Origin of the sequence: Janthinobacterium sp. EB271-G4-3-2 (assembly GCF_020858035.1) — a bacterium.
Classification (GTDB): domain Bacteria; phylum Pseudomonadota; class Gammaproteobacteria; order Burkholderiales; family Burkholderiaceae_D; genus Janthinobacterium; species Janthinobacterium aestuarii.
Genome location: NZ_JACYMG010000004.1, coordinates 258,343 through 282,961, shown reverse-complemented (window position 1 = coordinate 282,961; position 24,619 = coordinate 258,343). Strand labels below are relative to the sequence as shown.

General features: G+C 62.9%; 21 protein-coding genes and 1 tRNA gene. 10 read left to right on the top strand and 12 right to left on the bottom strand.

All coding sequences use genetic code 11. The features are described 5' to 3' along the window. Positions 1 to 59: 59 nt before the first annotated feature. Positions 60 to 281 carry a hypothetical protein gene (locus tag IGS55_RS11540; protein ID WP_230518072.1) on the bottom strand — a complete coding sequence of 74 codons (222 nt, stop codon included), beginning with the start codon at positions 279 to 281 and terminating at the stop codon, positions 60 to 62. 260 nt (positions 282 to 541) lie between these two features. On the opposite strand from IGS55_RS11540, the gene IGS55_RS11535 reads away from it, so the two are divergent. Genes IGS55_RS11535 through IGS55_RS11520 form a run of 4 tightly spaced genes read left to right on the top strand, consistent with a single transcriptional unit; the run spans position 542 to position 4,870 of the window. After that, entirely contained in the window at positions 542 to 2,683 is a 2,142-nt protein-coding gene (locus IGS55_RS11535; RefSeq protein WP_230518071.1) for a TonB-dependent receptor, read from the top strand. A 9-nt stretch (positions 2,684 to 2,692) separates the two neighbouring features. After that, positions 2,693 to 2,998: a hypothetical protein gene (locus IGS55_RS11530; protein WP_230518070.1), complete on the top strand. Its 306-nt coding sequence runs from the start codon at positions 2,693 to 2,695 to the stop codon at positions 2,996 to 2,998. A gap of 11 nt (positions 2,999 to 3,009) precedes the next feature. Next, positions 3,010 to 4,542: a PepSY-associated TM helix domain-containing protein gene (locus IGS55_RS11525; RefSeq protein WP_230518069.1), complete on the top strand. Its 1,533-nt coding sequence runs from the start codon at positions 3,010 to 3,012 to the stop codon at positions 4,540 to 4,542. After that, the gene (locus tag IGS55_RS11520) at positions 4,535 to 4,870 is read left to right on the top strand and encodes a DUF3325 domain-containing protein (RefSeq protein ID WP_230518068.1); all 336 of its coding nucleotides are present in this window, start codon (positions 4,535 to 4,537) and stop codon (positions 4,868 to 4,870) included. Before IGS55_RS11525 ends, IGS55_RS11520 begins: the two co-directional genes overlap by 8 nt. 49 nt (positions 4,871 to 4,919) lie before the next feature. Here IGS55_RS11520 and IGS55_RS11515 read toward each other — a convergent pair. After that, positions 4,920 to 4,995: transfer RNA gene (locus IGS55_RS11515), tRNA-Arg, on the bottom strand. Between the two features lie 199 nt (positions 4,996 to 5,194). On the opposite strand from IGS55_RS11515, the gene IGS55_RS11510 reads away from it, so the two are divergent. Further along, positions 5,195 to 5,758, top strand: coding sequence for a c-type cytochrome (locus tag IGS55_RS11510; protein WP_230518067.1), 564 nt, complete (start codon positions 5,195 to 5,197; stop codon positions 5,756 to 5,758). Positions 5,759 to 6,050: 292 nt separating this feature from the next. Here the strand turns inward: IGS55_RS11510 and IGS55_RS11505 are convergent, their stop codons facing one another. The 3 genes from IGS55_RS11505 to IGS55_RS11495 all read right to left on the bottom strand — a co-directional run bounded on the left by IGS55_RS11505 (position 6,051) and on the right by IGS55_RS11495 (position 10,900). After that, positions 6,051 to 8,126, bottom strand: a complete 2,076-nt coding sequence (locus IGS55_RS11505) for a M13 family metallopeptidase (protein WP_230518066.1) — start codon at positions 8,124 to 8,126, stop codon at positions 6,051 to 6,053. A gap of 302 nt (positions 8,127 to 8,428) precedes the next feature. Further along, positions 8,429 to 10,504 (bottom strand): M13 family metallopeptidase, encoded by a 2,076-nt coding sequence (locus IGS55_RS11500; protein WP_230518065.1) that lies wholly within the window; start codon positions 10,502 to 10,504, stop codon positions 8,429 to 8,431. A gap of 174 nt (positions 10,505 to 10,678) precedes the next feature. After that, positions 10,679 to 10,900: a hypothetical protein gene (locus tag IGS55_RS11495; protein ID WP_230518064.1), complete on the bottom strand. Its 222-nt coding sequence runs from the start codon at positions 10,898 to 10,900 to the stop codon at positions 10,679 to 10,681. Between the two features lie 366 nt (positions 10,901 to 11,266). On the opposite strand from IGS55_RS11495, the gene IGS55_RS11490 reads away from it, so the two are divergent. From IGS55_RS11490 to ybaL, 3 genes are all read left to right on the top strand, one after another. Next, positions 11,267 to 12,709 (top strand): S41 family peptidase, encoded by a 1,443-nt coding sequence (locus IGS55_RS11490; RefSeq protein WP_230518063.1) that lies wholly within the window; start codon positions 11,267 to 11,269, stop codon positions 12,707 to 12,709. A 184-nt stretch (positions 12,710 to 12,893) separates the two neighbouring features. Then, a complete protein-coding gene (locus IGS55_RS11485) occupies positions 12,894 to 14,015 on the top strand; it encodes a beta-ketoacyl-ACP synthase III (RefSeq protein ID WP_230518062.1) in 1,122 nt (373 codons plus the stop codon). 210 nt (positions 14,016 to 14,225) lie between these two features. Then, positions 14,226 to 15,938 carry a YbaL family putative K(+) efflux transporter gene (ybaL, locus tag IGS55_RS11480; RefSeq protein WP_230518061.1) on the top strand — a complete coding sequence of 571 codons (1,713 nt, stop codon included), beginning with the start codon at positions 14,226 to 14,228 and terminating at the stop codon, positions 15,936 to 15,938. A gap of 61 nt (positions 15,939 to 15,999) precedes the next feature. On the opposite strand, the gene IGS55_RS11475 is transcribed toward ybaL, so the two are convergent. Together IGS55_RS11475 and IGS55_RS11470 are read right to left on the bottom strand one after the other, a co-directional pair. Beyond that, positions 16,000 to 16,968: an IS1595 family transposase gene (locus tag IGS55_RS11475; RefSeq protein ID WP_230537201.1), complete on the bottom strand. Its 969-nt coding sequence runs from the start codon at positions 16,966 to 16,968 to the stop codon at positions 16,000 to 16,002. A 94-nt stretch (positions 16,969 to 17,062) separates the two neighbouring features. Continuing rightward, the gene (locus tag IGS55_RS11470) at positions 17,063 to 19,108 is read right to left on the bottom strand and encodes an NADPH-dependent 2,4-dienoyl-CoA reductase (protein ID WP_230516967.1); all 2,046 of its coding nucleotides are present in this window, start codon (positions 19,106 to 19,108) and stop codon (positions 17,063 to 17,065) included. Between the two features lie 161 nt (positions 19,109 to 19,269). Here IGS55_RS11470 and IGS55_RS11465 point away from each other — a divergent pair, with 161 nt between their 5' ends. After that, complete coding sequence (locus tag IGS55_RS11465; protein WP_230516966.1) at positions 19,270 to 19,851, top strand: SRPBCC family protein; 582 nt, start codon at positions 19,270 to 19,272, stop codon at positions 19,849 to 19,851. A gap of 1 nt (position 19,852) precedes the next feature. Here the strand turns inward: IGS55_RS11465 and IGS55_RS11460 are convergent, their stop codons facing one another. The 4 genes from IGS55_RS11460 to IGS55_RS11445 form a co-directional block, all read right to left on the bottom strand. Next, complete coding sequence (locus IGS55_RS11460; protein ID WP_034752899.1) at positions 19,853 to 20,308, bottom strand: hypothetical protein; 456 nt, start codon at positions 20,306 to 20,308, stop codon at positions 19,853 to 19,855. Positions 20,309 to 20,350: 42 nt separating this feature from the next. Then, complete coding sequence (locus IGS55_RS11455) at positions 20,351 to 20,791, bottom strand: DUF2721 domain-containing protein (protein ID WP_034752898.1); 441 nt, start codon at positions 20,789 to 20,791, stop codon at positions 20,351 to 20,353. Between the two features lie 112 nt (positions 20,792 to 20,903). Continuing rightward, positions 20,904 to 21,860, bottom strand: coding sequence for a prolyl aminopeptidase (gene pip, locus IGS55_RS11450; protein WP_230516965.1), 957 nt, complete (start codon positions 21,858 to 21,860; stop codon positions 20,904 to 20,906). A gap of 78 nt (positions 21,861 to 21,938) precedes the next feature. Then, positions 21,939 to 22,421 carry an Lrp/AsnC family transcriptional regulator gene (locus IGS55_RS11445; RefSeq protein WP_034752896.1) on the bottom strand — a complete coding sequence of 161 codons (483 nt, stop codon included), beginning with the start codon at positions 22,419 to 22,421 and terminating at the stop codon, positions 21,939 to 21,941. Between the two features lie 153 nt (positions 22,422 to 22,574). On the opposite strand from IGS55_RS11445, the gene IGS55_RS11440 reads away from it, so the two are divergent. Then, on the top strand, positions 22,575 to 23,195 hold the full coding sequence (locus IGS55_RS11440; RefSeq protein WP_230516964.1) for a LysE family translocator: 621 nt from the start codon (positions 22,575 to 22,577) through the stop codon (positions 23,193 to 23,195). On the opposite strand, the gene IGS55_RS11435 is transcribed toward IGS55_RS11440, so the two are convergent. Then, the gene (locus tag IGS55_RS11435; RefSeq protein ID WP_230516963.1) at positions 23,132 to 24,565 is read right to left on the bottom strand and encodes a hypothetical protein; all 1,434 of its coding nucleotides are present in this window, start codon (positions 24,563 to 24,565) and stop codon (positions 23,132 to 23,134) included. The genes IGS55_RS11440 and IGS55_RS11435 overlap by 64 nt on opposite strands. Between the last annotated feature and the right edge of the window lie 54 nt (positions 24,566 to 24,619).

Below are 24,619 nucleotides of genomic sequence, written 5' to 3'. Positions count from 1 at the left end.
CTCCAAATATTGTATTGATATTTTTTATGCCGCTTGCATGTCGTTCGCATGCTCGGCGTTTATCTTAGGGGCTGGGCGATAATCTCTCCAATCAATTTTTCCACTGTTTCGATATCAATTTCGATATCGGCGGCCGGGTGACTTTGGAGGTTGCAAACCGACAACGACACGGGCGTCAGGGGCGTTTTCAGGATCAGCCGCACAAAAAACGGCAGCATGGCCGTCGCCGTGGAATCGGGCCGCCGGCGTTGCGGCAAGGGTGAACGTCCATCGGCGCACATTGACATGCCTGTCGCACTTGTTGATAATGACAATCATTCTCAGGCAGCTAGCCAGGCGGGCAACTTTGTCCTGCCAGCGCCCTGCCTGGCAGCCGTCACTGGCGCACCTCGGGTTCTTTTAGACGATAGCTTGCCGCCAACGCGGCAGCTGTGGAATGTTCCGCATGCCCACAACAGTGCCATCTCCTCGCGGCCATGGCGCCTGCGTTGCAATCCCCAGTGCGGCCATGGCATTCCCACCCCAGTCTGAAGGACATCCTGTGAAGTTATTCAAAAGCATGCCGTTGCCTTATCCCCCCCTGTACGCCGCCCTGATGGCTGCCCTGGCTGCGCCCTCCGCCATGGCGCAGCTGGCGGCGGACGGCAGCGGAACGGACGGCCAGATGCAGGCCGTGGTGGTGTCCGCCTCGCGTTCGAATATCGCGGCGGACAAGGCGCCGCAAACCGTGGTCATCATTGGCAAGGCGGAAATCGCGCGGCAGATGGCCATTTCCGGCAATTCCTCGGATGTCCTGAGCAGCGTGCTGCCGTCCTACACGCCCAGCCGCGGCAAGATGAATGGCTCGGGCGAAACCCTGCGCGGGCGCGCACCGCTGATCCTCGTCGACGGCGTGCCCCAGTCGAACCCCATGCGCCCCACGGGACGCGAAGCCCATACCATCGATTTCTCCATGGTCGAGCGCATCGAAGTGATCCAGGGCGCGAACGCCATCAATGGCCTGGGCGCCACGGGCGGCACCATCAACATCATCACGCGGCGTCCTGAAAAGGGCAGCTTCAACCAGCACATCGACGTCCAGGCGACAGCGCCCACGGCGCAAACGGGTTCCGACGTGATGAATTACAAGACCAGCTACCGCCTGGACGGACGCACGGACAAGCTGGAGTACCTGCTGGCCGCCTCGTACGAAGACCAGGGGCTGTATCTGGATGGCAAGGGCCACCCTATCGGCAGCGACAATACGCAGGGCGACCTGATGGATTCGCGCACGTATGACGTGCTCGCCAAGCTGGGCTATGTCATCGATGACGAGCAGCGTTTGCAGCTGTCGCTCAACCGCTACAAGATCAAGTCGAAGGCCAGCTACCTGGTCGTCGCCGGCAACCGCGCCACGGGCTTGCCCAGCGTGTCGGTGAAAGGCGAGCCGCCAGGCATCGCGCCGTGGAACGATGTGTGGACTTCCAGCCTCAGCTACAGCCACGCCAACCTGGCCGGCATGGAGCTGTCGGCCATGGTCTTCAACCAGGAATTCGAAGGCCTGTTTGGCGCGGACAATTCGGCCACCTTCCAGGACGCCAGCATCGCGCCCGTCGGCAAGCTGTACGACCAGTCGCGCGCCGTCGCCTCCAAGTACGGCAGCAAGGTCGGCCTGAGCCGTTCAGACTTGCTCGATGGCCGCCTGAAACTGACGGTGGGCTTCGACACGCTCTTCGACAAGGGCAAGCAAGACCTGTACGCAACGGGACGCACCTATGTGCCCGAATCCGAATACCGCAACCTGTCGCTGTTCCTGCAGGGCGAATACAAGCTGACGGGCCAGCTCACGCTGCACGCGGGCGTGCGCAAGGAAAATGCCGACCTGCAAATCGACAGCTATCAGACCCTGGCGCAGTACAAGCGCGTCAAGGTAACGGGCGGCAAGCTGAAATTCAATGAAACCCTGGTCAACGCCGGTCTCGTCTACACCCCGCTGCAAGACATCACCATCTTCGGCAGCTATTCTGAAGGCTTCGGCATGCCCGATATCGGCCGGGTGTTACGCTCGATCAATACGCCGGGACAAAGCATTGCCAACATGCACAACCTGGAACCGATACTCACGAAGAGCATCGAGGTCGGTACCCGCGTGCGCAAGGGTGCGTGGGACGCGGACGCCAGCTATTTCCGCTCCGATTCGGATTTCGGCACGCGCATCGTGCCCATCAATGGCGCCTTCATGATGGCGCGTGAAAAAACCCGCATCGAAGGCGTGGAAGCGAGCGTGGGCCTGCAGCTGAACGCGGCCCAGCGCGCCAAGCTCGCCTATTCCTATACCAAGGGCCGCTATGACAGCGACGAAAACGGCAGCCTGGACGCCCGCCTCGATGGCTTGAACGTGGCGCCCAACCGCCTGATCGCCACCTGGTCGGCCGACTGGAACGCCCAGCTGAAAACCTTCGTGCAAGCACAGCATGCCTTCCGCCAATCGTTCGACGACGCGGCCAAGGATTTCAGCGGCTATACGCTGGTCGATGCCACGGCCAGCTACCGCCTGCCCAAGGGCGAGCTGCGCCTGGCGGTGGCCAACCTGTTCGACCGCGACTACATCACGTACTACTCGCAAAGCGCGCTGGTCGAGCCCAAACGCTACTTCGCCGGACGGGGACGCACCTTGTCGCTCGGCTACTCGCTGCGCTTTTAAGCGGCACGCATGACGACGCGCGCGCGCTCCAGAGTCGCCGGCATCGCCGCCCCGGCACGCATGCTGCTGCGCGTGACGGGCGCCGTGGCGGGCGGCTACGCCGTCACGGCGCTGGGCGTGACGGCGGCCGGCGCCGTGCTGGCGCGCCTGGGCATGGCCCGTTCGGAAGCCGTGGTGCTGGCGGCGATGCTGGGCTTTGTCGTGTATCTGCTGCTGTTGCTGTGGGGCTTCAGCGTGGCGTCGCTGGCACGCCTGTGGCTGCGCCTGGGCGCCAGCGCCGCGGTGCTGGCCGCCCTGCTTTATCTGATTACCTAGGAAGCGCCCGCATGGAACGCACGTTTGGAAAATCCATGGTCTGGCTGCACAGCTGGGCCGGCGTCATCCTGGGCAGCGTGCTGTTCGCCATTTTCTGGATGGGCACCCTGAGCGTCTTCGACGCCGAAATCGACCGCTGGATGATGCCGCAAACGCGGCTGGCACCCGCCGCGCAGCCGCTCTCCCTTGACCGTATCGCACGCGCCGTGCTGCCTGCCGTGCCGGCCGGCGCCAGCCAGTGGCGCGTCGACCTGCCCACGCCACGCGAACCGACCTTGGGTTTTTCCTATCGCCTCGGCAAGGACAGCGTGGCGCGCCAGTTCGATCCCGCCAGCCATGCCTTTCTCCCTGAGCAGGGAACGGCAGGGGGATCGGGCTTTATCTTTCCGTTTCACTACAGCCTGCACCTGACATGGCTGGACCTGGGCAAATGGCTGGTGGGGCTGGCCGCGATGGCGATGCTGGTGCTGCTCGTTTCCGGCGTCGTCATCCACAAGAAAATCGTCGCGCAATTCTTCACGTTTCGCCCCCGCAAGCGCCTGCAGCGCAGCGCGCTGGACCTGCATAACCTGAGCGGCCTGGCGGCGCTGCCGTTTCATTTCCTGATCACCTTGTCAGGATTGATCATTTTCATCACGATTTACTTTCCGCAGGCGCATGAAGCCACGTATGGCCGCGGCGAACAGGCCAAGAGCGCCTTCATGGCGCAAGCGTATGGCCGCTTCAAGCGGGCCAGGACGGGGCAGCCTGGCACGCTGGCGTCGATCGACGCCATGGCCAGGCTGGCCGAACGCGAATGGCATGGCGGACAGCCGTATTTCATGCGCGTCTGGCACCCGGGCGACGCCAACAGCTACGTCGAGTTGCGCCGTTCCTATGCGGGCGATATCACGATGAACCTGGACCAGCTGTATTTTGACGCCGGCACGGGCGCGCTGCTGCAGCGCTTCCAGGCCGCGCCCGTGATGACGGCGCAGCGCGTCATGTCCGGCCTGCATTTCATCCGCTTCAACCACTGGACCTTGCGCTGGCTGTACTTCCTGGGCGGCCTGTCCGGCTGCCTGCTGATCGCCACGGGCTACCTGTTCTGGCTGGAGGGACGCCGCGCGCGGCACGCCAGACAGGGCCTGCACGGCGTGCGCGTGGTGGAGGGGCTGGCCATCGGCAGCGTGACAGGCATCATGTTGGCCACGCTGACCTTCTTTGTTGCCAACCGCCTGTTGCCGCTCGACGCCGCCATGGCCGGCATGCCGCGTGCCAGCCTGGAAATGGCGGCCTTCTACGTGGCCTGGGTGGCTGCCTTCCTGCACGCCTGGCTGCGCGCCGGCCATGCGTGGCGCGAACAGGCCTGGCTGATCGCGGCCATGGCGCTGCTGGCAGTGCTGCTGAACTGGCTGACCACGGGCGACCATCCGCTCCGCGCGCTGGCCACGGGCCAGCATGCGGTGGCCGGCATGGACTTGCTGCTCATGGCGACGGCCGTGCTGGCCGCAGCCAGCGCACGCCGCCTGGGCCGCAAGGAGGGGAAAGGGCCGCATGCTTGAACTGTTACAGAGCTGCGCTGCCGCGGCAATCATCTACCTGGCCTTTGCCTTGCTTGCGCTGTCACAGGAAGAACATTGGGCAGCGAGCGTCGGCACGCAGCCCGCCCCGCCATCGGCACGGCTGCGCCGCCGCTGGCGCTACGCGGCCGGCACCGCCCTGGCGCTGGCCGGCGCGCTGTGCGTGGCGGGTCACGGCCCCGGCTTTGGCCTGCTGCTGTGGGTACTGATGATGGGCGCCGGCATCATGGCCGTGGCCTTCACGCTCAGCTGGAAGCCCCATTGGCTGCGCGGCATCGCGCAAGGCGCAGGCAAATACACGCCACGCTGAGACCGGCGACGCTGCTCTGGCAATAGTAGAAATAACGCGGGGGAAAATCTGGTGCGGCTGGCGGGGATCGAACCCACGACCCTTGGCTTCGGAGGCCAATACTCTATCCACTGAGCTACAGCCGCGTAGGGGGAATTTCTGAAGTGATGCGAAGGATACCGTTTTTCTTTACCTACGTCTACGGAAACTGTCGTATCGTCGGCAATTGCATGTCACTGCTCAATTTTTGTGCCTATAATTGTGGGTTTCATAAAGGTTTACATCCAAGCATGTAAAAATGCTACCTTACACGGCCATCAGTTTCAAATCTGGACTAAGGACATCATGAGCGACGCACATAACGAACAACAATCAGCGATCAAAACGCCTAAACAATTGCTTGCCGCCGTAGCTGGCTTCTTCCTCGTCACCGTCATCGGCATCATCTTGCTGGTGCAGTTCGTCACGGCGCAAAAACTGACGGGCGCCGGCACGGACAGCCAGTCGCCGGAAGCCATTGCCGAGCGCTTGAGTCCGGTTGCCAACGCCGGCTTTACCTTCAAGGATGCCAGCGGTCCGAAAGTGCTGCAAAGCGGCGAAGCCGTCTACACGGCGACCTGCGTGGCTTGCCATGGCGCCGGCGTGGCCGGTGCGCCGAAATTTGGCGACGCGGCCGGCTGGTCTGCCCGTCTGGCCCAGGGCTACGATACGGTCCTGAAGCACGCCATCGAAGGCTTGCGCGCGATGCCGGCCAAGGGCGGCAATCCGGACCTCGACGATGTGGAAGTGGCGCGCGCCGTCGTCTACATCGCCAACGCGTCGGGCGGCAAGTTCAAGGAACCGGAAGTGCCGGCACCGGCCGCAGCCGCTGACGGCGCCGCCGCACCAGCCGCAGAGCCTGCCAAGTAAGCATTGATACCACATCAAGGAACCGCCCGTTGGGGCGGTTTTTTTTTACCCGCAGTTTGCGTTACATCAGGTCGCAAAAAAGCCGCCCGGCTTGCGCGGGGCGGCTGGCAACTTATGCCTTGAACTAAGTAACCCCCAATAAATTATTGTGATTTCTGACTTCTATAACCGGCGCTCTGCGGCGTTGCTCGCTGCTAGCAGTGCTCGCACTGCGTCGCAGTGAGCGCCTTGCATAGCATCCGGTTCTATTCGTCATAAATTCACACTAATTTCCCGAGGATTACTTAGCGTCTTACCACATGATGACGCGGTCTTTCGGTGGCAGATACATCTTGTCGCCCGGTTTCACGTCGAAGGCTTGATAGAAGCCGGGCTGGTTGCGCATGGTGCCGTTGGCGCGGAACTGGCCTGGCGAGTGCGGGTCCGTTTTCAGCAAGACCAGTTGCTGCGCTTCGCGCATTTTCATGCGCCATACCTGGGCAAAGCCCGCGTAGAAGCGCTGCTCGCCCGTGAAGCCGTCGATGACAGGGGCTTTCTTGCCGTTCAGCGACAATTTGTATGCTTTGTACGCGATTGCCACGCCGGAATTGTCGGCGATGTTCTCGCCCAGGGTCAGCTCGCCGTTGACGAAGTGGCCTTTCACCGGGCTGTAGCCGTTGTACTGCGCCACCAGCTGCTTGGTTTTCTTGGCGAAGTTTTTATGGTCGGCCTTGGTCCACCAGTCGCGCAGATTGCCGTCGCCGTCGTACTGGGCGCCCTGGTCGTCGAAGCCGTGGCTGATTTCATGGCCGATCACGCCGCCGATGGCGCCGTAGTTGACGGCATCGTCCGCGTTCGCGTCGAAGAACGGTGCTTGCAGGATGGCGGCCGGGAAGACGATTTCGTTCAGTTCCGGGTTGTAATAGGCGTTCACGGTCTGCGGCGTCATGCCCCACTCGTCGCGGTCGATCGGCTGGCCCAGCTTGTTCAGCTCGCGGTTGTAGTTGAGCAGGTGCGAACGCTGGATGTTGCCGATCAAATCATCGGGCGCCACCGTCAGGCCCGAGTAATCGCGCCATTTGTTCGGATAGCCGATCTTGGTGGTGAACTTGGCCAGCTTGATTTGCGCCTGTTTCTTGGTGACCGGGCTCATCCAGTCGAGCTTGTCGATGCTTTGCTTGTAGGCCGTCATCAGGTTTTTCACCAGCGCTTCCATGCGCACCTTGCGCTCGGCCGGGAAATACTGCTCCACGTACAGCTGGCCCACGGCTTCGCCCAGCGCGCCTTCGACGGCGCCCACGCCGCGTTTCCAGCGCGGACGCATTTCCGTCACGCCCGTCAGGGTGGTGCCATAAAACGCGAAGTTTTCATCGACATACGCTTTCGGCAGGTAGCCGGCATTGGCGTGCAGCAAGTGCCACTGGAAATACGCTTTCCACGTTTCCAGCGGCGTCCTGTTGGCGATCTCGGCAAAGCCTTTCAGGTAGCTGGGCTGGCTGACGATCACATAATTGACCTTGCCGGCGATGCCCGTGTCCTTCAGGTAGCGGGCCCAGTCGTAACCTGGCGCCACGCTGGCCAGTTTCGCCAGTTCCACCTTGTTGTAGGTTTTGACGGGGTCGCGGTTCTGCACATTGCTCCATTGTGCCTTGGCCAGTTCCGTTTCCAGCGCCAGGATAGCCTTGGCATTGGCGGCCGCGTTCGCGTCGCCGGCCAGGCTCAGCATTTTTTCCACGTGGGCCAGGTACTTGGCGCGCGTATCGGCCTTGCCTTCCTCCAGATAATAATCGCGGTCAGGCAAGCCCAGGCCGCTTTGCACGATGTCGGCCACGTATTTGGTGGAATCCTTGGCGTCCTGGTGGATGCCGAAGTCGTAAGGCGAGGTCACGCCCAGCTTGCTGAAGTGCGCGATCACGGCCGGCAATTCCGCCTTGTCCTGCAGCGCCGCGATCTTCGCCAGCTCCGCGTTCAAGGGCGTCAGTCCCAGGCTTTCCAGCTTGGCTTCATCCATGAAGCTGTTATAGAAATCACCGATTTTCTGGGCATTCGAACCGGCCGCGCGTGCCTTGTCGGCGGCAGCGCCTTCGACGATGCCGCGCAGCTGCGTTTGCGTATCGTCGGCCAGCTTGGCAAAGCTGCCCCAGCTCGACTTGTCGGCAGGAATCACGGTTTCCGCCAGCCATTTGCCATTCAGGTGCTGGAACAGATCGTCCTGCGCGCGCACGGCAGGGTCGACGTATTCGACGGCGATGCCGGACGTCAGCGCCGCGGCAGCGACGGCCGTGGCGGGAGCGGCGGCGGCTTTCTTGGCGCTATCAGCGGCGCCAGCCATGCCGGACACGCCGGCCAGCAAGCTCAGGGTCAATGCACTTAACAAATAACGATTCACGGTTGTCCTCTATATTGTATTGTGTGAAATATAAGGGTCAGAAGGCCCAAGGCTTCTGGCCCGGTTTTTGACTGTAGCATACCGGCCGAAACGACAGAAAAAACTTTGGCAGAAATGCAAAAAAGACCACGCAAGGTGGTCTTTTTTGTTGTGACAAGATAACGTTTACATGGCGTAGGTCGGCTTTGCCCAGAGGGCGTAAGCCGACAACATTGTTAGCACCGGCGGTATTGTCGGATTATGCGCTTGCAACCTCGGCGGCCCCCGCTCATCCGACCTGCTTAGCTAAATCACAATGGCACTTACCAGATGATCACGCGGTTTTCCGGCGCGACATACATTTTGTCGCCCGGCTTCACGCCAAACGCTTCGTAGAAGCCAGGCTGGTTGACCATGGTGCCATTGGCGCGGTACTGGCCCGGCGAATGCGGGTCGGTCTTGATCTGCACGATCTGCTGCGCTTCGCGCATCTTGCTGCGCCACACCTGGCCAAAGCCCATGTAGAAGCGCTGGTCACCCGTCAGACCGTCCAGCACGGGAGCCGGCTTGCCACCCAGCGAGATTTTATAGGCTTTATAGGCGATCGCCACGCCCGAATTGTCGGCGATGTTCTCGCCCAGGGTCAGCGCGCCGTTGACGTGGTAGCCCGGCAATGGGCTGTAGCCGTCGTACTGCTTGGTCAGCGCGTCGGCCTTGGCCGCGAAGTTCTTGCGGTCGGCCGGGGTCCACCAGTCGCGCAGGTTGCCGTCGCCATCGGACTGGCTGCCCTTGTCGTCAAAGCCGTGGCTGATTTCATGGCCGATGACGGCGCCGATGGCGCCATAGTTGACGGCGTCGTCCGCGTTGGCGTCGAAGAACGGCGGCTGCAGGATGGAGGCCGGGAAGACGATTTCATTCATCGTCGAGCTGTAATAGGCGTTCACCGTCTGCGGCGTCATGCCCCACTCTTCGCGGTCGATCGGTTTGCCCAGCTTGGCCACCTGGCGCGCGGAGCCGAAGTTGGCGGCGCGCATCATGTTGCCCACCAGGTCGCCCGGGACGATTTGCAGCTTCGAATAATCGCGCCATTTGTTCGGATACGCGATTTTCGGCGTGAACTTGGCCAGCTTGGCTTGCGCTTCCTTCTTGGTCTCCGGGCTCATCCAGTCCAGGGTATCGATGCTGTCCTTGTAGGCGGCCAGCACGTTTTTCACCAGTTCCTGCATGTGCGCCTTGCGCTCTGCCGGGAAATATTGCGCGACATACAGCTTGCCGACGGCTTCGCCCAACACGCCTTCGACGGCGCCCACGCCACGCTTCCAGCGCGGCTGGTTTTCCGTCACGCCACTGAGTACCGTGCCGTAGAAGGCAAAGCTTTCATCGACGAAGTTTTTCGACAGGTAGCTGGCATAGCTGCGCAGCAACTGCCATTCGAAATACGCTTTCACGGTATCTAGGTCGGTGGCGGCCAGCACCTTGTCGTAGCCGGCCAGGTAGCTTGGCTGGTTGACGATGACGTAATCGACCTTGTTGGCGACGCCCAGGGCCGCCAGGCCCGACTTCAGGTCGTAGCCCGGGGTCAGGTCGTTCAGTTTATTGATGTCGGTCTTGTTGTAGCGTTTGACGGGATCGCGGTTCTCGACCTTGGTCCATTGCACTTCGGCCAGGGCCGTTTCCAGCGCAACGACCGCCTTGGCGCGCGCGGCGGCGTTCTTGTCGCCGGCCATGGCCAGCATTTTTTCCACGTGCGCCTGGTATTTTTCCTTGACGCCAGCCTGCTTGGCTTCCAGGTAGTAATCGCGGTCTGGCATGCCCAGGCCGCTTTGGCTTACATATGCCGCATATTTCGTCGAGGCACGCGCATCCTGGCCCACGTAGACGGCATAGGGAGTCGACACGCCCGTCTGGCTCAGGTGGGCGATCAGGGCCGGCACGCCCTTCTTGTCGCGCAGCGAGCGGATGCGGTTCAGTTCGCCGGCCAGCGGCTTCGTGCCCAGCGCATCGAGCTTGGCTTCATCCATGTAGCTGGCGTACAGGTCGCTGATTTTCTGTGCTTCGGAACCGGCCTTCTTGTTTTTGTCCTGTTGCGTCGCTTCGATAATGCCGCGCAATTGCGGCGTCGTGTCATCGCGCAGCTTGGCGAACGAACCCCAGCTCGACTTGTCGGCGGGAATCTCGGCCGTCGCCAGCCACTTGCCGTTCAAATGGGTGAAGAAGTCGTCCTGCACGCGCACGGCGGGGTCGATGTACTGCACATCGATGCCGGAAACGACGCCAGCGGCGGCAGGCGTGGCGCTTGGGGCCACGGTCGGGGCGGCAGCGGCGGATACGGGTTCGGCGGCATGGGCAAACGCAGCCAACAGGGTCAGGGTCAGACTGCTCAAGAGATAGCGATTCACGAATTGTCCTTATGGGGCATGTCAAAAAGACCGGGCAGATAGCTGCGGGCGGATAGCCCGCCGCGCCAGGCGCTGCAGGAATGTAGCACGCGCCGCTCAGTTCGGCCAGGCTCAAGGGGCTTTCATTGTCCAGTCCGGCGAGCATGGCGTGGGCTGGCACAGCGCATGCAGCGTTTATCCATACAGATACAGCAGGTCGTCGATCAGCGCCCGCTCCTGTTGCGTGAACTGCGTGTCGTTGAACTGCCCGATAGCTTCGAGCACGCCTCTAATCGGCACTTGCCGTGACGGATCCTGAACGATGTCGATCAGCAGGCCGGCATCAGGATCCCGCCCCCTCAGATACTTTTCAATCAGCGCTTCGAGCGAGACTCGTGCCTGCAAATCAGTTAACATTTTTTATCTGCTGGGAAGAAAGAAGCTCCAGTCTAAATGAGCTTGAACCCGCCGACAAAAAAAGCCTGCGTCCGCGGACGCAGGCAAAACCACTTCGAGTCGAGAATGCGCGTCCACTATAGGGCCGCCGCACACGCTTTTTTTCGACTCTTACAAATGCTTACTCCCCTCAAGACTCCCTATACATCGCATACAAAACCGCAACATATGGCAAGCTGGCAGCCCCGTTTTCGCGCGTAGACTGGGTCCAGGCACGCTTTTTCCACGGCCGGCCCACGCCGGCAGAGATTCAGGTCTATACTTTCAACAAAGCGCCGCTCCACGGGGACTGGCGCTTGTGCAAGACACGCTAGCTGCAAAGGTGCAATGATGGGCAAACTCAAAAATACCGGCTTGATCGGCCTGGGCGTGGTGGCCGGCGTCGCCGTGTCGCTGCAATTTTCCGCCATGGCGCAAAAGACCGTCGAGCCGCCCCTGCCGCTGGAAGAGTTGCGCCAGCTGGCCGATGTGTTTGGCCTGATCAAGTCCGATTACGTCGAGCCCGTCGAAGACAAGAAACTGCTGGAAGACGCCATTTCCGGCATGGTTGCCTCGCTCGACCCCCATTCCGCCTACCTGGACAAGAAAGCCTACGCCGAGCTGCGCGAAGGCTCCGAAGGCAAGTTCGTCGGCCTGGGCATTGAAATTGGCCTCAGCGAAGACGGCTACATCAAGATCGTCTCGCCCATCGAGGATTCGCCCGCCTACCGCGCCGGCATCAAGGCTGGCGACCTGATTACCCGCCTCGATGGCCAGCCCGTGAAAGGCGTCAGCCTCGACGACAACGTCAAGCGCATGCGCGGCGAACCGGGCACCAAGGTGTCGCTGACCATTGCCCGCAAGGATGAAGCGCAGCCGCTGGCCTTTACCATCACGCGCGAGGAAATCCATCAAAAAAGCGTGAAGGCGAAGATGGTCGAGCCGGGCTACGCCTGGCTGCGCGTATCGCAATTCCAGGAACCGACCGTCGACGACATGGCCGCGCAGATCACGGCGCTATATCAACAAGATCCGAACATCAAGGGCATGGTGCTCGACCTGCGCAATGATCCGGGCGGCGTACTGCAGGGCGCCATCGGCGTCTCGGCCGCCTTCCTGCCGAAGGACGCGGCCATCGTCTCGACCAACGGCCAGCTGCCGGACTCGAAACAGGTGTTCTACGGCCGCGCCGAATACTATACGTTCCGCTCGGAAGGCGACGCGCTGGCGAAATTGCCGGCCGCCATCAAGAAAGTGCCGCTGGTGGTGCTCGTCAACACGGGGTCGGCCTCGGCCTCGGAAATCGTCGCCGGCGCCCTGCAGGATTACAAGCGCGCCACCATCATCGGCACGCAAACCTTCGGCAAGGGTTCCGTGCAAACCATCCGCCAGCTGACAGCCGACACGGCCGTCAAGCTGACGACGGCCCGCTACTACACGCCGAATGGCCGCTCGATCCAGGCCAAGGGCATCGTGCCCGACTTGCTGGTCGATGAAAATGCGGACGGCGACGGCTTGAACGGCTTGCGCATCCGCGAAGCGGACCTGACCAAGCACCTGAGCAACGACCGCGACCAAGAAAGTGCCAAGGCGGCACCCGTCAACGACGAGATGGAAGAGCAATTACGCATCATCGCCCTGGAAAAAACCCGCAAGCCGCTGGAATTTGGCAGCAAGGACGATTTTCAATTGCACCAGGCGCTCAATCACCTGAAGGGCTTGCCAGTGCAACTGGCCAAGGCCGAACCGGTGGTGGTGCAGGCCGACGTCAAGAAAGAACAGAAGAAGTAAGCAGTACCAGCATCACAACGGGGGGCGCCATGCCCCCCGGTATCCCGTCCACGCGACAAAAATCAATCTTCCGCCACACATCGCCCAGCCCCGCAACACGAAACTCTCTACAGTCGAGCCCGTTTGTGTAAAATTTGCTTCACTTATCGGCGCCACGTCGATTGCCAAATTTGAAAGTTTAACCATGAAACAAGTCGTCATCAGCGGTACCGGACTGTATACGCCGCCCTTTTCGATCTCCAACGAAGAGCTGGTCACCTGCTTCAATGCCTACGCGGAAAAGTTCAATGCCGACAACGCCGGCGCGATCGCCGCGGGCGAGGTGACGGCGCTGGAGCTGTCGAGCGTGGCCTTCATCGAAAAGGCGTCCGGCATCAAGTCGCGCTTCGTGATGGAAAAGGAAGGCATCCTCGACCCGGCCCGCATGGTCTCGCGCATTGCGGAACGGGGCGATGACGAACTGTCCTTGCAGGCGGAAATGGCCGTCGCCGCCGCCAAAGACGCCCTGGCGCGCGCCGGCCGCACGCCGGCCGACATCGACATGGTGTTGGTGGCCTGCAGCAACATGCAGCGCGCCTACCCGGCCATGGCCGTGGAAGTACAGGATGCGCTCGGTATCGACGGTTATGGTTTCGACATGAACGTGGCATGCTCGTCGGCCACCTTCGGCATCCAGCAAGCCGTGGCCGCCGTGCAAAGCGGCCAGGCGCGCGCCGTGCTGGTGTTGAATCCCGAAATCACCAGCGGCCACCTGAACTGGCGCGACCGCGACAGCCATTTCATTTTCGGCGACGCCTGCACCGCCATCATCGTGGAAGCGAAAGACACGGCCGTGTCGCAGCACCAGTTCGAGATCATCGGCACGGAACTGAAAACGCGCTTCTCGAATGCCATCCGCAACAATTTCGGCTTCCTCAACCGTTTTGACGAATCCGGCGTGGGCCAGGCCGATAAATTGTTCCGCCAGCAAGGCCGCAAGGTCTTCAAGGAAGTGTGCCCGATGGCCGCCGAGATGATCAAGGCGACCCTGGCCAAGGCCGGCGTGGAAGTGGCGCAAGTCTCCCGCTACTGGCTGCACCAGGCCAACCTGAACATGAACTTGCTGATCGCGCGCCTGATCCTGGGCCGCGACGCGGAAGCCAATGAGGCGCCCGTGATCCTCGACACCTACGCCAACACCTCGTCGGCCGGCTCCATCATCGCCTTCCATAAATATCAGGATGACATGGCGGCGGGCAGCACCGGCGTCATCTGCTCGTTCGGTGCCGGCTATTCCATCGGCTGCGTGGTCGTGCGCAAGCTCTGAGCGCCTGGGTGTAACATCGCCTGACTTCTGAATTAGGCGATGTTCAAGGTGGATAGGCATGCGTTCGTGGCCACCTGGACGAAGATATAGCACTGGTTTTTTGCAATAAAGCCGCAGGAAATTTTCCGGCAGGGGCTTTGAAGCGTTTATACTTGGTCGCTGAGCAACATCTTTTTCTACCCGCACGTCCCCATAAGGAACCCCACACGCATGCCCCATGACATCAGCCTGATCACCACCATCGCCGCCGCCCTCGGGTTTGGCCTCATCTTCGGCTTCATCGCCGCGCGCCTGAAACTGCCGGCACTGGTCGGCTATCTGGCCGCCGGCATCATCATCGGACCGGCCACGCCCGGTTTTGTGGCAGATGCGGAAATAGCGGGACAATTGGCGGAAATCGGGGTGATGCTGATGATGTTCGGTGTCGGCCTGCACTTTTCCATCGACGATTTGTGGGACGTGCGCAAGATTGCGCTGCCCGGCGCCATCCTGCAGATCGGCGTCGCCACGGCGATGGGCATGGGCCTGGCCCACTGGTGGGGCTGGACCCTCGGTGGCGGGCTGATCTTCGGCCTGGCCCTGTCCGTGGCCAGTACCGTGGTGCTGCTGCGCGCGCTGGAAGAGCGGGGTATCCTCGATTCCCTGAATGGCCGCATCGCCGTCGGCTGGCTGGTGGTGGAAGACCTCGTCACCGTGCTCGTGCTCGTGCTGCTGCCGGCATTTGCCGGCGCGCTGGGCGGCAAGGTCGCGCCAGGCGCCGAAGCCGTCAGCCTGTGGCAGACCCTGGCGGTGACCTTGGGGCAAGTGGCCGGTTTCATCGTCTTCATGCTGGTCGTCGGCCGCAAGCTGTTCCCGTGGATTTTGTGGCAAGTGGCGCGCACCGGTTCGCGTGAGCTGTTCACCCTGTGCGTGATCGCCGCCGCCGTCGGCATCGCCTACGCCTCGACCAAGCTGTTCGGCGTGTCGTTCGCGCTGGGCGCCTTCTTCGCCGGCATGGTGCTGCGCGAGTCCGAACTCAGTCACCGCGCCGCGGAAGAATCCCTGCCCCTGCGCGACGCGTTCGCCGTGCTGTTCTTCGTTTCCGTCGGCATGCTGTTCGAGCCGAATATCCTCATCGACAAGCCCCTGCAAGTGCTGGCCGTGTGCGCCATCATTATCTTCGGCAAGTCGATCGCCGCCTTCTTGCTCGTGATGGCCCTGCGCTATCCGCCGAAAACGGCCATCATCGTCTCGGCCAGCCTGGCGCAGATCGGCGAGTTCTCGTTCATCCTGGCCGCGCTGGGCCTGTCCCTGGGCCTGATGCCGCAGGAAGGGCAAAGCCTGATCCTGGCCGGCGCCATCCTGTCGATCGCCCTCAACCCGCTTGTCTTCAGCATGGCCAAGCCGCTGCTGCGCGTGATCGGCAACAGCGACTTCGCGCGCAAGTTCGAACGCACGACCGATCCGCTGGCCGAGCTGCCGATGACCGTGCCGCAGGAAAAACTGTCGGGCCAGATCGTGCTCGTCGGCTATGGCCGCGTGGGCCGACGCATCGCCGCCGCCCTGATGGAACGGGGCATCCACTTTGTCGTGGCCGAGGAAAACCGTGAAATCGTCGACCAGCTGCGCAAGCAGGGCATTCCCGCCGTGGCTGGCAATGCGGGCGAGCCGGCCGTGCTGATCCAGGCACACATCACGCACGCCACCATGCTCGTCATCGCCACGCCCGACACCTTCCACGTGCGCGCCATGATCGAGACGGCGCGCGCGCTGAACCCGCACATCCTGACGGTGGTGCGCACGCACAGCGAGGAAGAGGCGGAATTGCTGCGCGCGGAAAACGCGGGCAAGGTGTTTATTGGCGAGCACGAGCTGGCCAATGGCATGGCCGAGCACGTGCTGCAGAGTTTTGAGACGGCGAAAAAGGGGCATGGCGGGCATTAAGCCAGCGCCCTTTCCGGCCAGCAAGCCTGCCCGCTACCCAGCCGGCAGGCTTTCTTTTTGGCTATGTCACCATCAGATGTGGGAATGCGCCCAGCGTTGCTTTCAATAACGTTTCCGGTGAACGGATGCGCCCGGCGTCGAGTATCCAGCGCCATCCCAGGTAGTTCGGCAGGTAGCGCGTCGCCACGCCGTGAAACGGCCCCAGCCATTGTCGCAAACGGCTGTGATAGGCGTTGACGTTTTGCACGTGGGCGGCGCCCCGCACGCGGATGCCGGCGCGCAAGTTGACGGCCCGGTGGCTGATGCCCGCTTCCCGGGCGAAGGCCCGGTAGGCCGCATGGCCGTCGGTAACCAGCAAGACATCCTTGTCGATCATGGGCAACAAACAATGGCGCAGCTGCGCCTTCGTCAGCGCTCCTTTGCCCGTGACGAAATCGAGGGTCTGTCCCGTGCGGTCGCGCGCCACCAGGATGCAGACCTGTTCGTTCGATATGCCGCGTTTATGGGCATGGCCGCCCCGGCGGCGGGGCGGACGCGTCATCTGCCGCGCTCCCTTGTCCGATTCCAGCAGATATAACTCGTCGGCCTCGGCGATGCCGTGCAGGCGATGGGGCCGGTCCGTCTTTGCCAGCGATAAAAACCGGTGGCGCCAGCGAAACGTGGTATTGCGGTGCACGCCCAACTGTAACGCCGCCTTGCGCACGGAATCCGATGCCAGCAGACAATCGGCGTAATCGAGCCACAGCGATTTATGGCGCAAGCGCACCAGCGGCGTGCCGGTGAGCGCATTGAAGGTGCGGCCGCAGGGCACGCAACGGTAGCGTTGCAGGCCGTGCGCATGGCCATGCCGGTGCAGGTGCGCCGAGTGGCAGGCGGGACAGGCCAATCGCGGCTGCGCCACATTTTCCAGCAGCGCGACGGTCGCGTCGTGTGGCGCGTTGCCACGCAGCAGGACAATGCCTGCCTGTCGCTGGCGTTGGCTCAACTGCGAAAGTTGCGCGATAAAGCTCTTCCATTCGGCTGGCCGCATGATCTGCTCCTGCAGGTAAGTATGCAGAGTCAGACAACACAACCAAGGGAAGATTCCGGCATTTCCCCTATTTGCCGATGACAGAGCCTTCTTTTTACAGGCTGGCCGCCAGCTCCGCGCCTTCCCGTATCGCCCGCTTGGCATCGAGTTCCGCCGCCAGCGCGGCGCCGCCGATTTTATGGAAGCGCGGACCGCCCGACGCCAGCGGCTTGCCATCCTTGTCGAGGGGCGGCATGAGTTCCGTCAAGCTGTCCTGGCCCGCGCAGATGACCACGTTGTCCACCGCCAGCAGGCGCTGCTCCCCGCCCACGGTGATGTGCAAGCCCTGCTCGTCGATCTTGTCGTACGTCACGCCGGCCAGCATGGCCACGCCGTTTCGCGCCAGCGCAGCGCGGTGCACCCAACCCGACGTCTTGCCCAGCCCCGCGCCCACTTTCGACGTCTTGCGCTGCAACAGGAAGATTTGCCGTACGGGATGGGGCGCCACGGGCGGCACCAGGCCGCCACCGGTCGCCGCATTCAAGTCCACGCCCCACTCGCCCGCCCAGGTCGCCACAGGCTGGGGCAGCGGGTGCGCCGGGTCGTGCAACAGATACTCTCCCACGTCGAAGCCGATGCCGCCCGCGCCGATGATGGCCACGCGCGCGCCCACGGGCTTCTTGCTTTGCAGCACATCGAGGTACGACAGCACTTGCGGGTGATCGATGCCGGGAATGGCCGGCAGGCGCACCTTGATGCCGGTGGCGACGATGACGTCGTCATAGCCGCCGGCCAGCAATTGCTCGCGCGTCACGCGCTCGCCCAGGCGCAGCTTGACGTCCAGCAGCGCCAGACGGCGCGCAAAATAGCGGATGGTTTCCGTGAACTCTTCCTTGCCGGGAATTTGCATGGCCACCTTGAACTGGCCGCCCACGCTGTCGCTGCTGTCGAACAGGGTCACGTGGTGCCCGCATTCGGCCGCCACGCAGGCGGCGGACAAGCCGGCTGGCCCTGCGCCGACGACGGCGACCTTGCGCGGCACGGCCTTTTTCGCGTACACGAGTTCCGTTTCATGGCAGGCGCGCGGATTGACGAGGCAGCTGGCGCGCTTGTTGGCGAACGTGTGGTCGAGGCAGGCCTGGTTGCAGCCGATGCAGGTATTGATTTCGTCGGCGCGTCCCGAGGCCGCCTTGGCGACAAAATCAGGGTCGGCCAGGAACGGGCGCGCCATCGACACGAGGTCGCAGTCGCCCCGCTCGAGGATGGCGTTGGCTTCGTGCGGCATGTTGATGCGGTTCGAGGCCACCACGGGAATCGTCACTTCGCGGCGCAGCCGGCCCGCCACGGAAGCAAACGCGGCGCGCGGCACCGAGGTGACGATGGTGGGAACGCGTGCTTCATGCCAGCCGAAGCCGGTATTCAGAATCGTCACGCCCGCCTGCTCCAGGGCCTTGGCCACCGCCACCACGTCCTCCCAGGTATTGCCGCCCTCGACCAGGTCGAGCAGCGAGTGGCGGTACATGATGATGAAGCCGGGGCCGACGGCGGCGCGGATGCGGCGCACGATCTCGACGGGCAGGCGCATGCGGTTCTCGATGCTGCCGCCCCAGCGGTCCTGGCGCAGATTCGTGCGCGCGCACAGGAACTGGTTCAATAAATATCCTTCGCTGCCCATCACTTCGATGCCGTCGTAGCCCGCCTTTTGCGCCAGGCGCGCGCAGCGGACGTAATCGCAGATCGTGCGTTCGATGCCACGCTCGCTCAAGGGACGGGGACGGAACGGCGAGATCGGCGATTTCTTGGCCGACGCCGAGACGACGAACGGCTGATAGCCATAACGGCCCGCATGCAGGATCTGCATGACGATCTTGCCGCCCTCCTCGTGCACGGCGCGCGTCACCTTGCGGTGGTTGGGCACGTCGCCGAGGAAATTCAAGGTGCCGCCAAACGGCAGCAGCCAGCCCTGGCGGTTCGGCGAGATGCCGCCCGTGACGATCAGCCCCACGCCGCCGCGCGCCCGCTCGCGGTAAAAGGCGGCCAGCTTGCCATAATGATAAAAGCGGTCTTCCAGGCCCGTGTGCATGGACCCCATGATGACTCGGTTGCGCAAGGTGGTAAAACCCAGGTCGAGCGGGGCCAGCAGGTGAGGATAGGCAGTCATGGTGATCGGTCCGGTAGAAGTGGTATGCAGGCCGTACGGTAGCAAGCATTGCCGATCGCCGCAGCGACTTTCTCTAGACCGGGAGTTCTAAATCGCCGGGCGCGCGGGCCGGCGACGGGTACAGCTTGTGCCGGGCGGTACTTTCCCGTAGGCTAGCTGGCATGAAGCGACTCTTCCTCTGCCTGCTGATGCTGTGCGCCGTCCCCGCTACCGCGCTGGCACAGGCGATACGCCTGGACAAGCTGAAGGTCGAGGTCAAGCGCATCGAGGTCGACGGGCAGCGCATGTATGAAGTCGATGCCAGCGCCAGCGTGCAGGCGCCGCCGGCGTCCGTGTGGAAGACCCTGACCACCTATGAGCGCATGAGTGAATTCGTGCCCGACCTCAGTTCCTGCCGCGTGCTGTCGCGCAACGGCAATGAAGTCATCATCGAGCAGCAGGGCATGGCGCGCTTCCTGTTCATGAACCACCCCATCCACCTGGTGGTGCGGGCCACGGAGACGCCGTTCACGTCCATCAACATCGCCCTGATCTCCGGCGACATGCGGCATTACGAATCGCGCTGGAATTTGTATCCCGTGCCCGAGACGGGCGGCACGCGCATCGTCTTTTCCAGCCGCCTGATGCCGGGCTTCTATGTGCCCGGCATGCTGGGCACGACCATGATACGCGGCGATATCGAGCGCATGATGGCCGCCGTGCTGGCCCGCATCGACAGCCAGTACGCCGACAAATCCAGCTGAACTACGCCAAGTACGTGTCGCGGTCGCGGATTTCCGCGAAGTTTTCCAGGCTGCCCAGTTTCACGGTGACGGGGTTCAGGCTCGCCTGCGGCTGCATCGAGCGCCAGGCGAACAGCCATTCCTGCTCGGGCGCTTCGGCGCGCGTCTTGGTGAAGGCGGCGCCCAGGGCGGCGCGCTGGCCATATTCGACCAGGCCGTCGATGCCTGCCCAGCTGGGCAAGGTGCGCTGCACGGCGCGGTGCAGGCGTTCGCCGAATTCTTCCGTATTGTGGATGATCAAACAGGCGTCGGCCGGGGCGAACAGGTCGAATAGTTGCTTGTCCCACACTTGCGAAAAGCTCAGGGTCAGGCAATTGCCCGCGGGCGCCAGGCGGAACTGGCCCAGGCTCAGGGCCAGCTCGAGTTCACTGCGCTGGCCGTAGCGGTGCAGGGTGGGGGGACGTTTGTAATCGTGCATGCTGGACTCGTTCTTCAATAGTAAGGTAAACCGGCGCGCCGCTTAACGTGGCGGGCGGATATGGCGCCGGATGCGCTGGGCCGTCGCGGCCAGATAAATTTCGCGCAGTAAATAAATAAAACAGCCGATCAGGCAAATCACGGCCAGCACAAAGAAGGCCGCGATGTATCTGTCCAGGGTCAGGTTCAGAATATCGCCCAAAAACAGCATGGCGATGATGACGCAGACGAAGAAACCGCACGCCGTGCTCAGCGAAATCGAATAATTGATCAAATGGGTACGCCGATACAAGGTATCGAGCTCATCCATATAGAAATCGTTGTAGCCGATGTCGAGCCGGTCTTCCAGCACGCGCGTGCGGTCGATGATGCGGCCCAGGCGGTTGGTCAGCACCACCAGCATGGTGCCGATACCGGTCAACAGGAAAACCGGCGCAATCGCCAGCTGGATGATATGGCCGATGTCGCCGATCTGTATGTTCATGGATAAAAAGTCGTGGGTTCACACCGGCGCCCGACCCTGGCGCCAGCACAGGCCATAGTGTAGCAGGTGGCACACGCCGGCTGGCCGCTTTGCCAACCGGCATGTTGCAAGGTCATGCGAAGCCGCGTCCCGGTACGAAGCGCTCGGTGGCGCGTACCAGCGCCGAAGCGATGCCGTTCTCGAGCGCGCCATGGCCCGCGTCCGGGATCATTTCCAGCTGCGCGCCGGGCCATGCCTGCTGCAGGCGGTAGGCCGACAGCGGCGGACAGATGGCGTCGTAGCGTCCTTGCACGATGACGGCCGGCAAATGCGCGATGCGCCCCATGTTGCGGATCAGCTGGTCTTCCTCGAAGAAACCGAGATTGGCCATGTAATGCGATTCGAGCCGGCCCACGCCCAGGTCGAGCGCATCGTTCGGCGCATCTTCCGGCTGCGGCATCAGGTAGACGCGGCGCCCTTCGAAGCGGCTCCAGGCGCGCGCGGCCGGCCAGTACACGGCAGGATCGCTGCTGAGGATGCGTTGCACGTAGGCCGCCAGCAGGTCGCCCCGTTCCTCTGGCGGAATCGGTGCGGCGAATTCCGCGTACAGTTCCGGATAGAACCAGCGCACGCCCTCGATGAACCAGTCGATTTCCGCCTGCGTGCACAGGAAAATGCCACGCAGCACGAAACCGAGGCAGGCTTCAGGATGCGCCTGGCCATACGCCAGCGCCAGAGTCGACCCCCACGAGCCGCCAAACACCAGCCATTGGGCGATGCCGAACTGGGCGCGCAAGCGTTCGATGTCCTCGATCAACAACTGCGTCGTGTTGTTGCGCCATTCGCCCAGCGGCGTGGACTTGCCTGCGCCGCGCTGGTCGAACAGGATCACACGGTAGCGCTGCGGGTCAAAAAAGCGGCGGTGCTGCGGCGACAGGCCCGCGCCGGGGCCGCCATGCAGGAACAGCACGGGAATGCCGTCGGGATTGCCGCACTCTTCCCAATAAATGGTGTGGATGTCATCGACCGCCAGCATGCCGTGCCGGTTCGGCGACAGGGCGGGAAACAAAGGAGACAGGGAATCGGGCATGGCGGTCCTTGGAGTGGCGGTCAGGGCGCCAGGCGCGAGTCCTGGCAACTGTTCCAATTATAGTGCGCGCCCGGCGCCTCAGGCCAGCAGCAAAGGCAGGCGGTTCGACGACTTGATTTCGCGCATCGACAGGCTGGACTGGATTTCCGCCACGCCAGGCAGGCGGCGCAGCACCGTCGAGACGAATTCGCCATACGCTTCCAGGTCGCGCGCCACCACTTGCAGGAAATAGTCGGCTTCGCCCGCCACGTTGTGGCAGGACAGAATTTCGGGAATCGTCGCGATCGCTTGCTCGAACTGCGACGGTTGCTCGCCGCCATGGTTGGCAAACACGACCCGGACGAACGCGACCAGGCCGATGCCCAGCTTCTTGCGGTTGAGCAAAGCCTGGTAGCCGGTAATAAAACCTTCCTCTTCCAGACGGCGCAAGCGGCGCCAGACGGGGGTTTCGCTCAGTTTCAAGCGCTCGGCCAGGCGCGCATTCGACAGCCTTCCTTCATCCTGCAACAGCCTGAGTATCTGCAAATCGGTGGCGTCGAGACTAACTTCTGAAATTTTCATCTAATTTTTGTTTTTATACGAGTGGAATCTACCCGAATACTAGGGCATGCAGGGCAGGAAAAGCAAGCACATTTCATCGCCGCAAGAACATAATGGGGCCCGGCGAGCAGGCTGCACCGTGCGCATGCTCCCGTTTTTCTTTTCGACTGGCCCATGTCCGATTCTACCTTCCTGATGTACCTGCTGGCACTGGCCGGCGCCTTTTTATTACCGGGCCCCGACATGGCGCTGGTGCTGGCCACGGGCGCCGCGCGCGGCGTGGCCACGGCGCTGGTGACGGCCGTGGGCATCGCCGGCGCGCGCGCCGTCCACGTGGCGCTGTCGGGCGCGGGCCTGGCGGCGCTGATGGTGACGCATCCGCAAGCCTTGCAGTGGGTCAAATGGGCGGGCGCCGCCTACCTGCTGTACCTGGCACTGCGCTTGCTGCAGTCGGCCCTGTCGAGCAAAACGGCGCCGGAAGAAGCGGCCCCCGCCACGGCGCACAGCGCCCGCGCCAGCCTGGTGCGCGGCTTCCTGACGAATCTGCTCAATCCGAAGGCACTGCTGTTTTGCAGCATGTTCCTGCCGCAATTCGTCGCCGGCAGCGAACAGGTCGGCATGCAATACCTGCGCCTGGGCGCCGTCCTGGTGCTGATGGGCTTGCTGTTCGACGCCATCTACGCCGTGCTGGCAGCACGCCTGGCGCGCCGCCTGCGCGGCAAGCCTTCGCCTTACGGCAAGTTCGTGCTGCCCTCCGTCTTCGTGCTGCTGGCCGGACGGCTGGTGCTGGGCTGAACTGCTTTAGCGTCGGCAAAGAAGGCGGGATAATCGTTCAGCAGGCTGCGCTCAAGGTCGTTGACCTTGCGAAATTGCCGCAGCGACGGCGCCATGGCCCGGCCCGCATCCCAGCTGCGCCAGGCATTCGGCGCATCGAACTGCGCCAGCAAGGCGTCGCCCAGGTCCTGGTACACGGCCGCCATCTGCGGTTTTGCCTGCAGCACTTGCAGATACAAGGCCGTCGCTTGCGGCCATTGCCCCAGCTTGGCGCGCAAATTCCCCTCGAACAAGGCCAGCACGGGCTGCTCCAGCCCCGTCTGCTTCCTCAATTCCCGCACGGTGGCCAGCGCGTCCGCGATACCCTCCTGGTCCTTGGCCAGCAATCCCCGCGTCAAATCGTGGATGGGCTGGCATTCCTGCATGGCCTGCTGCTGCCGGGGCGTGAGCTTTTCCACCAGCGCGCCTGTGGAAAAATGGTCTTCCAGCATGGTCAAAAAAGCCTCGAAGGGCTGGTCTGCGGCAAACAGTTTTTCCGCTTCGGCCCGCAGCGCAGGGTGTGCCTGAGGCGCCTGGGGTCCCGGCGGCGGCAACAGCGTCGCCTGCGCCAGCACGCGCTCGAGCGGGGGCGCATCGGCCGCCAGCGGACGGGGCCGGTAGGCGGACAAGGTATAGGTGGCCGGTGCGCCCGCCGTCATGGCGCTGATGCGGAACTGCCGCGTCACCGCGCCGCCCACCTCCTGGTAGTACAAAGTGAAGTCGTCGGGAATGCGCTTGCCGTCGGCCAGCAGCTTCAGCACCAGCGGGTGGCCGCCCCAGGTGTAGCGCAGGTACTGGGCAAACGCCGTCGCATCGTCGCCGCTGACGGGGCTGCCCGCGATGCCCAGGCGCAGCAGGGGCTGCCCGTCGAGCGACCACAGCACGGCGCCGTCGAGCACTTGCGGCTGCAGAGCGCCGCGCCGCCTTGCCGCCGGCACGGACAGCGATTGCTCCTCGTACACGGGCGGCGTTGCGTGCTGCTCAAGGCCGCCCGCCTTCAATATGCCGACGATCCCCTGCCGGTGGCGCAGCTCGAAGACGCGAAAGCCCGCCACGTCGAACAGCGAATACGTGTCGTAGGTAGACGCCGCCATATCGATGACGTGGCGGCGGCGCGTGGCAAAGTCCAACACGGACAAGCGCTTGCCATCGCGCACGCTCAGGTAATGCGGGCCCAGCACGACATCGCTTTCCTGTGTAGTGCGTGCGGGCAAGCTGGTTTTCACGCCGGGCTGGTTGACGCGTTCGGTAGTTACCGTGACGTGGAACGCAACGCTGGCCTGGGCCGCACCGGCGCCCAGGAAAAGGATGGCGGCCACGCTGGTGCGGCGCAAGGCGGGAACAAGAGTCATGGAATGATGCAGTGAAGAAATGCTGATTTTAAGGCAAATCCGGCCGCCCCCTTG

What these genes read in the sequence shown, in the direction of transcription:
- IGS55_RS11475 (WP_230537201.1), bottom strand. Translation starts at nt 16,968, where the DNA reads ATGCGGCCAGCCGAATGGAAGAGCTTTATCGCGCAACTTTCGCAGTTG.
- IGS55_RS11520 (WP_230518068.1), top strand. Translation starts at nt 4,535, where the DNA reads ATGCTTGAACTGTTACAGAGCTGCGCTGCCGCGGCAATCATCTACCTG.
- IGS55_RS11470 (WP_230516967.1), bottom strand. Translation starts at nt 19,108, where the DNA reads ATGACTGCCTATCCTCACCTGCTGGCCCCGCTCGACCTGGGTTTTACC.
- IGS55_RS11495 (WP_230518064.1), bottom strand. Translation starts at nt 10,900, where the DNA reads ATGTTAACTGATTTGCAGGCACGAGTCTCGCTCGAAGCGCTGATTGAA.
- IGS55_RS11440 (WP_230516964.1), top strand. Translation starts at nt 22,575, where the DNA reads ATGTCCGATTCTACCTTCCTGATGTACCTGCTGGCACTGGCCGGCGCC.
- IGS55_RS11540 (WP_230518072.1), bottom strand. Translation starts at nt 281, where the DNA reads ATGTGCGCCGATGGACGTTCACCCTTGCCGCAACGCCGGCGGCCCGAT.
- IGS55_RS11435 (WP_230516963.1), bottom strand. Translation starts at nt 24,565, where the DNA reads ATGACTCTTGTTCCCGCCTTGCGCCGCACCAGCGTGGCCGCCATCCTT.
- IGS55_RS11455 (WP_034752898.1), bottom strand. Translation starts at nt 20,791, where the DNA reads ATGAACATACAGATCGGCGACATCGGCCATATCATCCAGCTGGCGATT.
- IGS55_RS11490 (WP_230518063.1), top strand. Translation starts at nt 11,267, where the DNA reads ATGATGGGCAAACTCAAAAATACCGGCTTGATCGGCCTGGGCGTGGTG.
- IGS55_RS11460 (WP_034752899.1), bottom strand. Translation starts at nt 20,308, where the DNA reads ATGCACGATTACAAACGTCCCCCCACCCTGCACCGCTACGGCCAGCGC.
- IGS55_RS11445 (WP_034752896.1), bottom strand. Translation starts at nt 22,421, where the DNA reads ATGAAAATTTCAGAAGTTAGTCTCGACGCCACCGATTTGCAGATACTC.
- pip (WP_230516965.1), bottom strand. Translation starts at nt 21,860, where the DNA reads ATGCCCGATTCCCTGTCTCCTTTGTTTCCCGCCCTGTCGCCGAACCGG.
- IGS55_RS11525 (WP_230518069.1), top strand. Translation starts at nt 3,010, where the DNA reads ATGGAACGCACGTTTGGAAAATCCATGGTCTGGCTGCACAGCTGGGCC.
- ybaL (WP_230518061.1), top strand. Translation starts at nt 14,226, where the DNA reads ATGCCCCATGACATCAGCCTGATCACCACCATCGCCGCCGCCCTCGGG.
- IGS55_RS11530 (WP_230518070.1), top strand. Translation starts at nt 2,693, where the DNA reads ATGACGACGCGCGCGCGCTCCAGAGTCGCCGGCATCGCCGCCCCGGCA.
- IGS55_RS11485 (WP_230518062.1), top strand. Translation starts at nt 12,894, where the DNA reads ATGAAACAAGTCGTCATCAGCGGTACCGGACTGTATACGCCGCCCTTT.
- IGS55_RS11510 (WP_230518067.1), top strand. Translation starts at nt 5,195, where the DNA reads ATGAGCGACGCACATAACGAACAACAATCAGCGATCAAAACGCCTAAA.
- IGS55_RS11465 (WP_230516966.1), top strand. Translation starts at nt 19,270, where the DNA reads ATGAAGCGACTCTTCCTCTGCCTGCTGATGCTGTGCGCCGTCCCCGCT.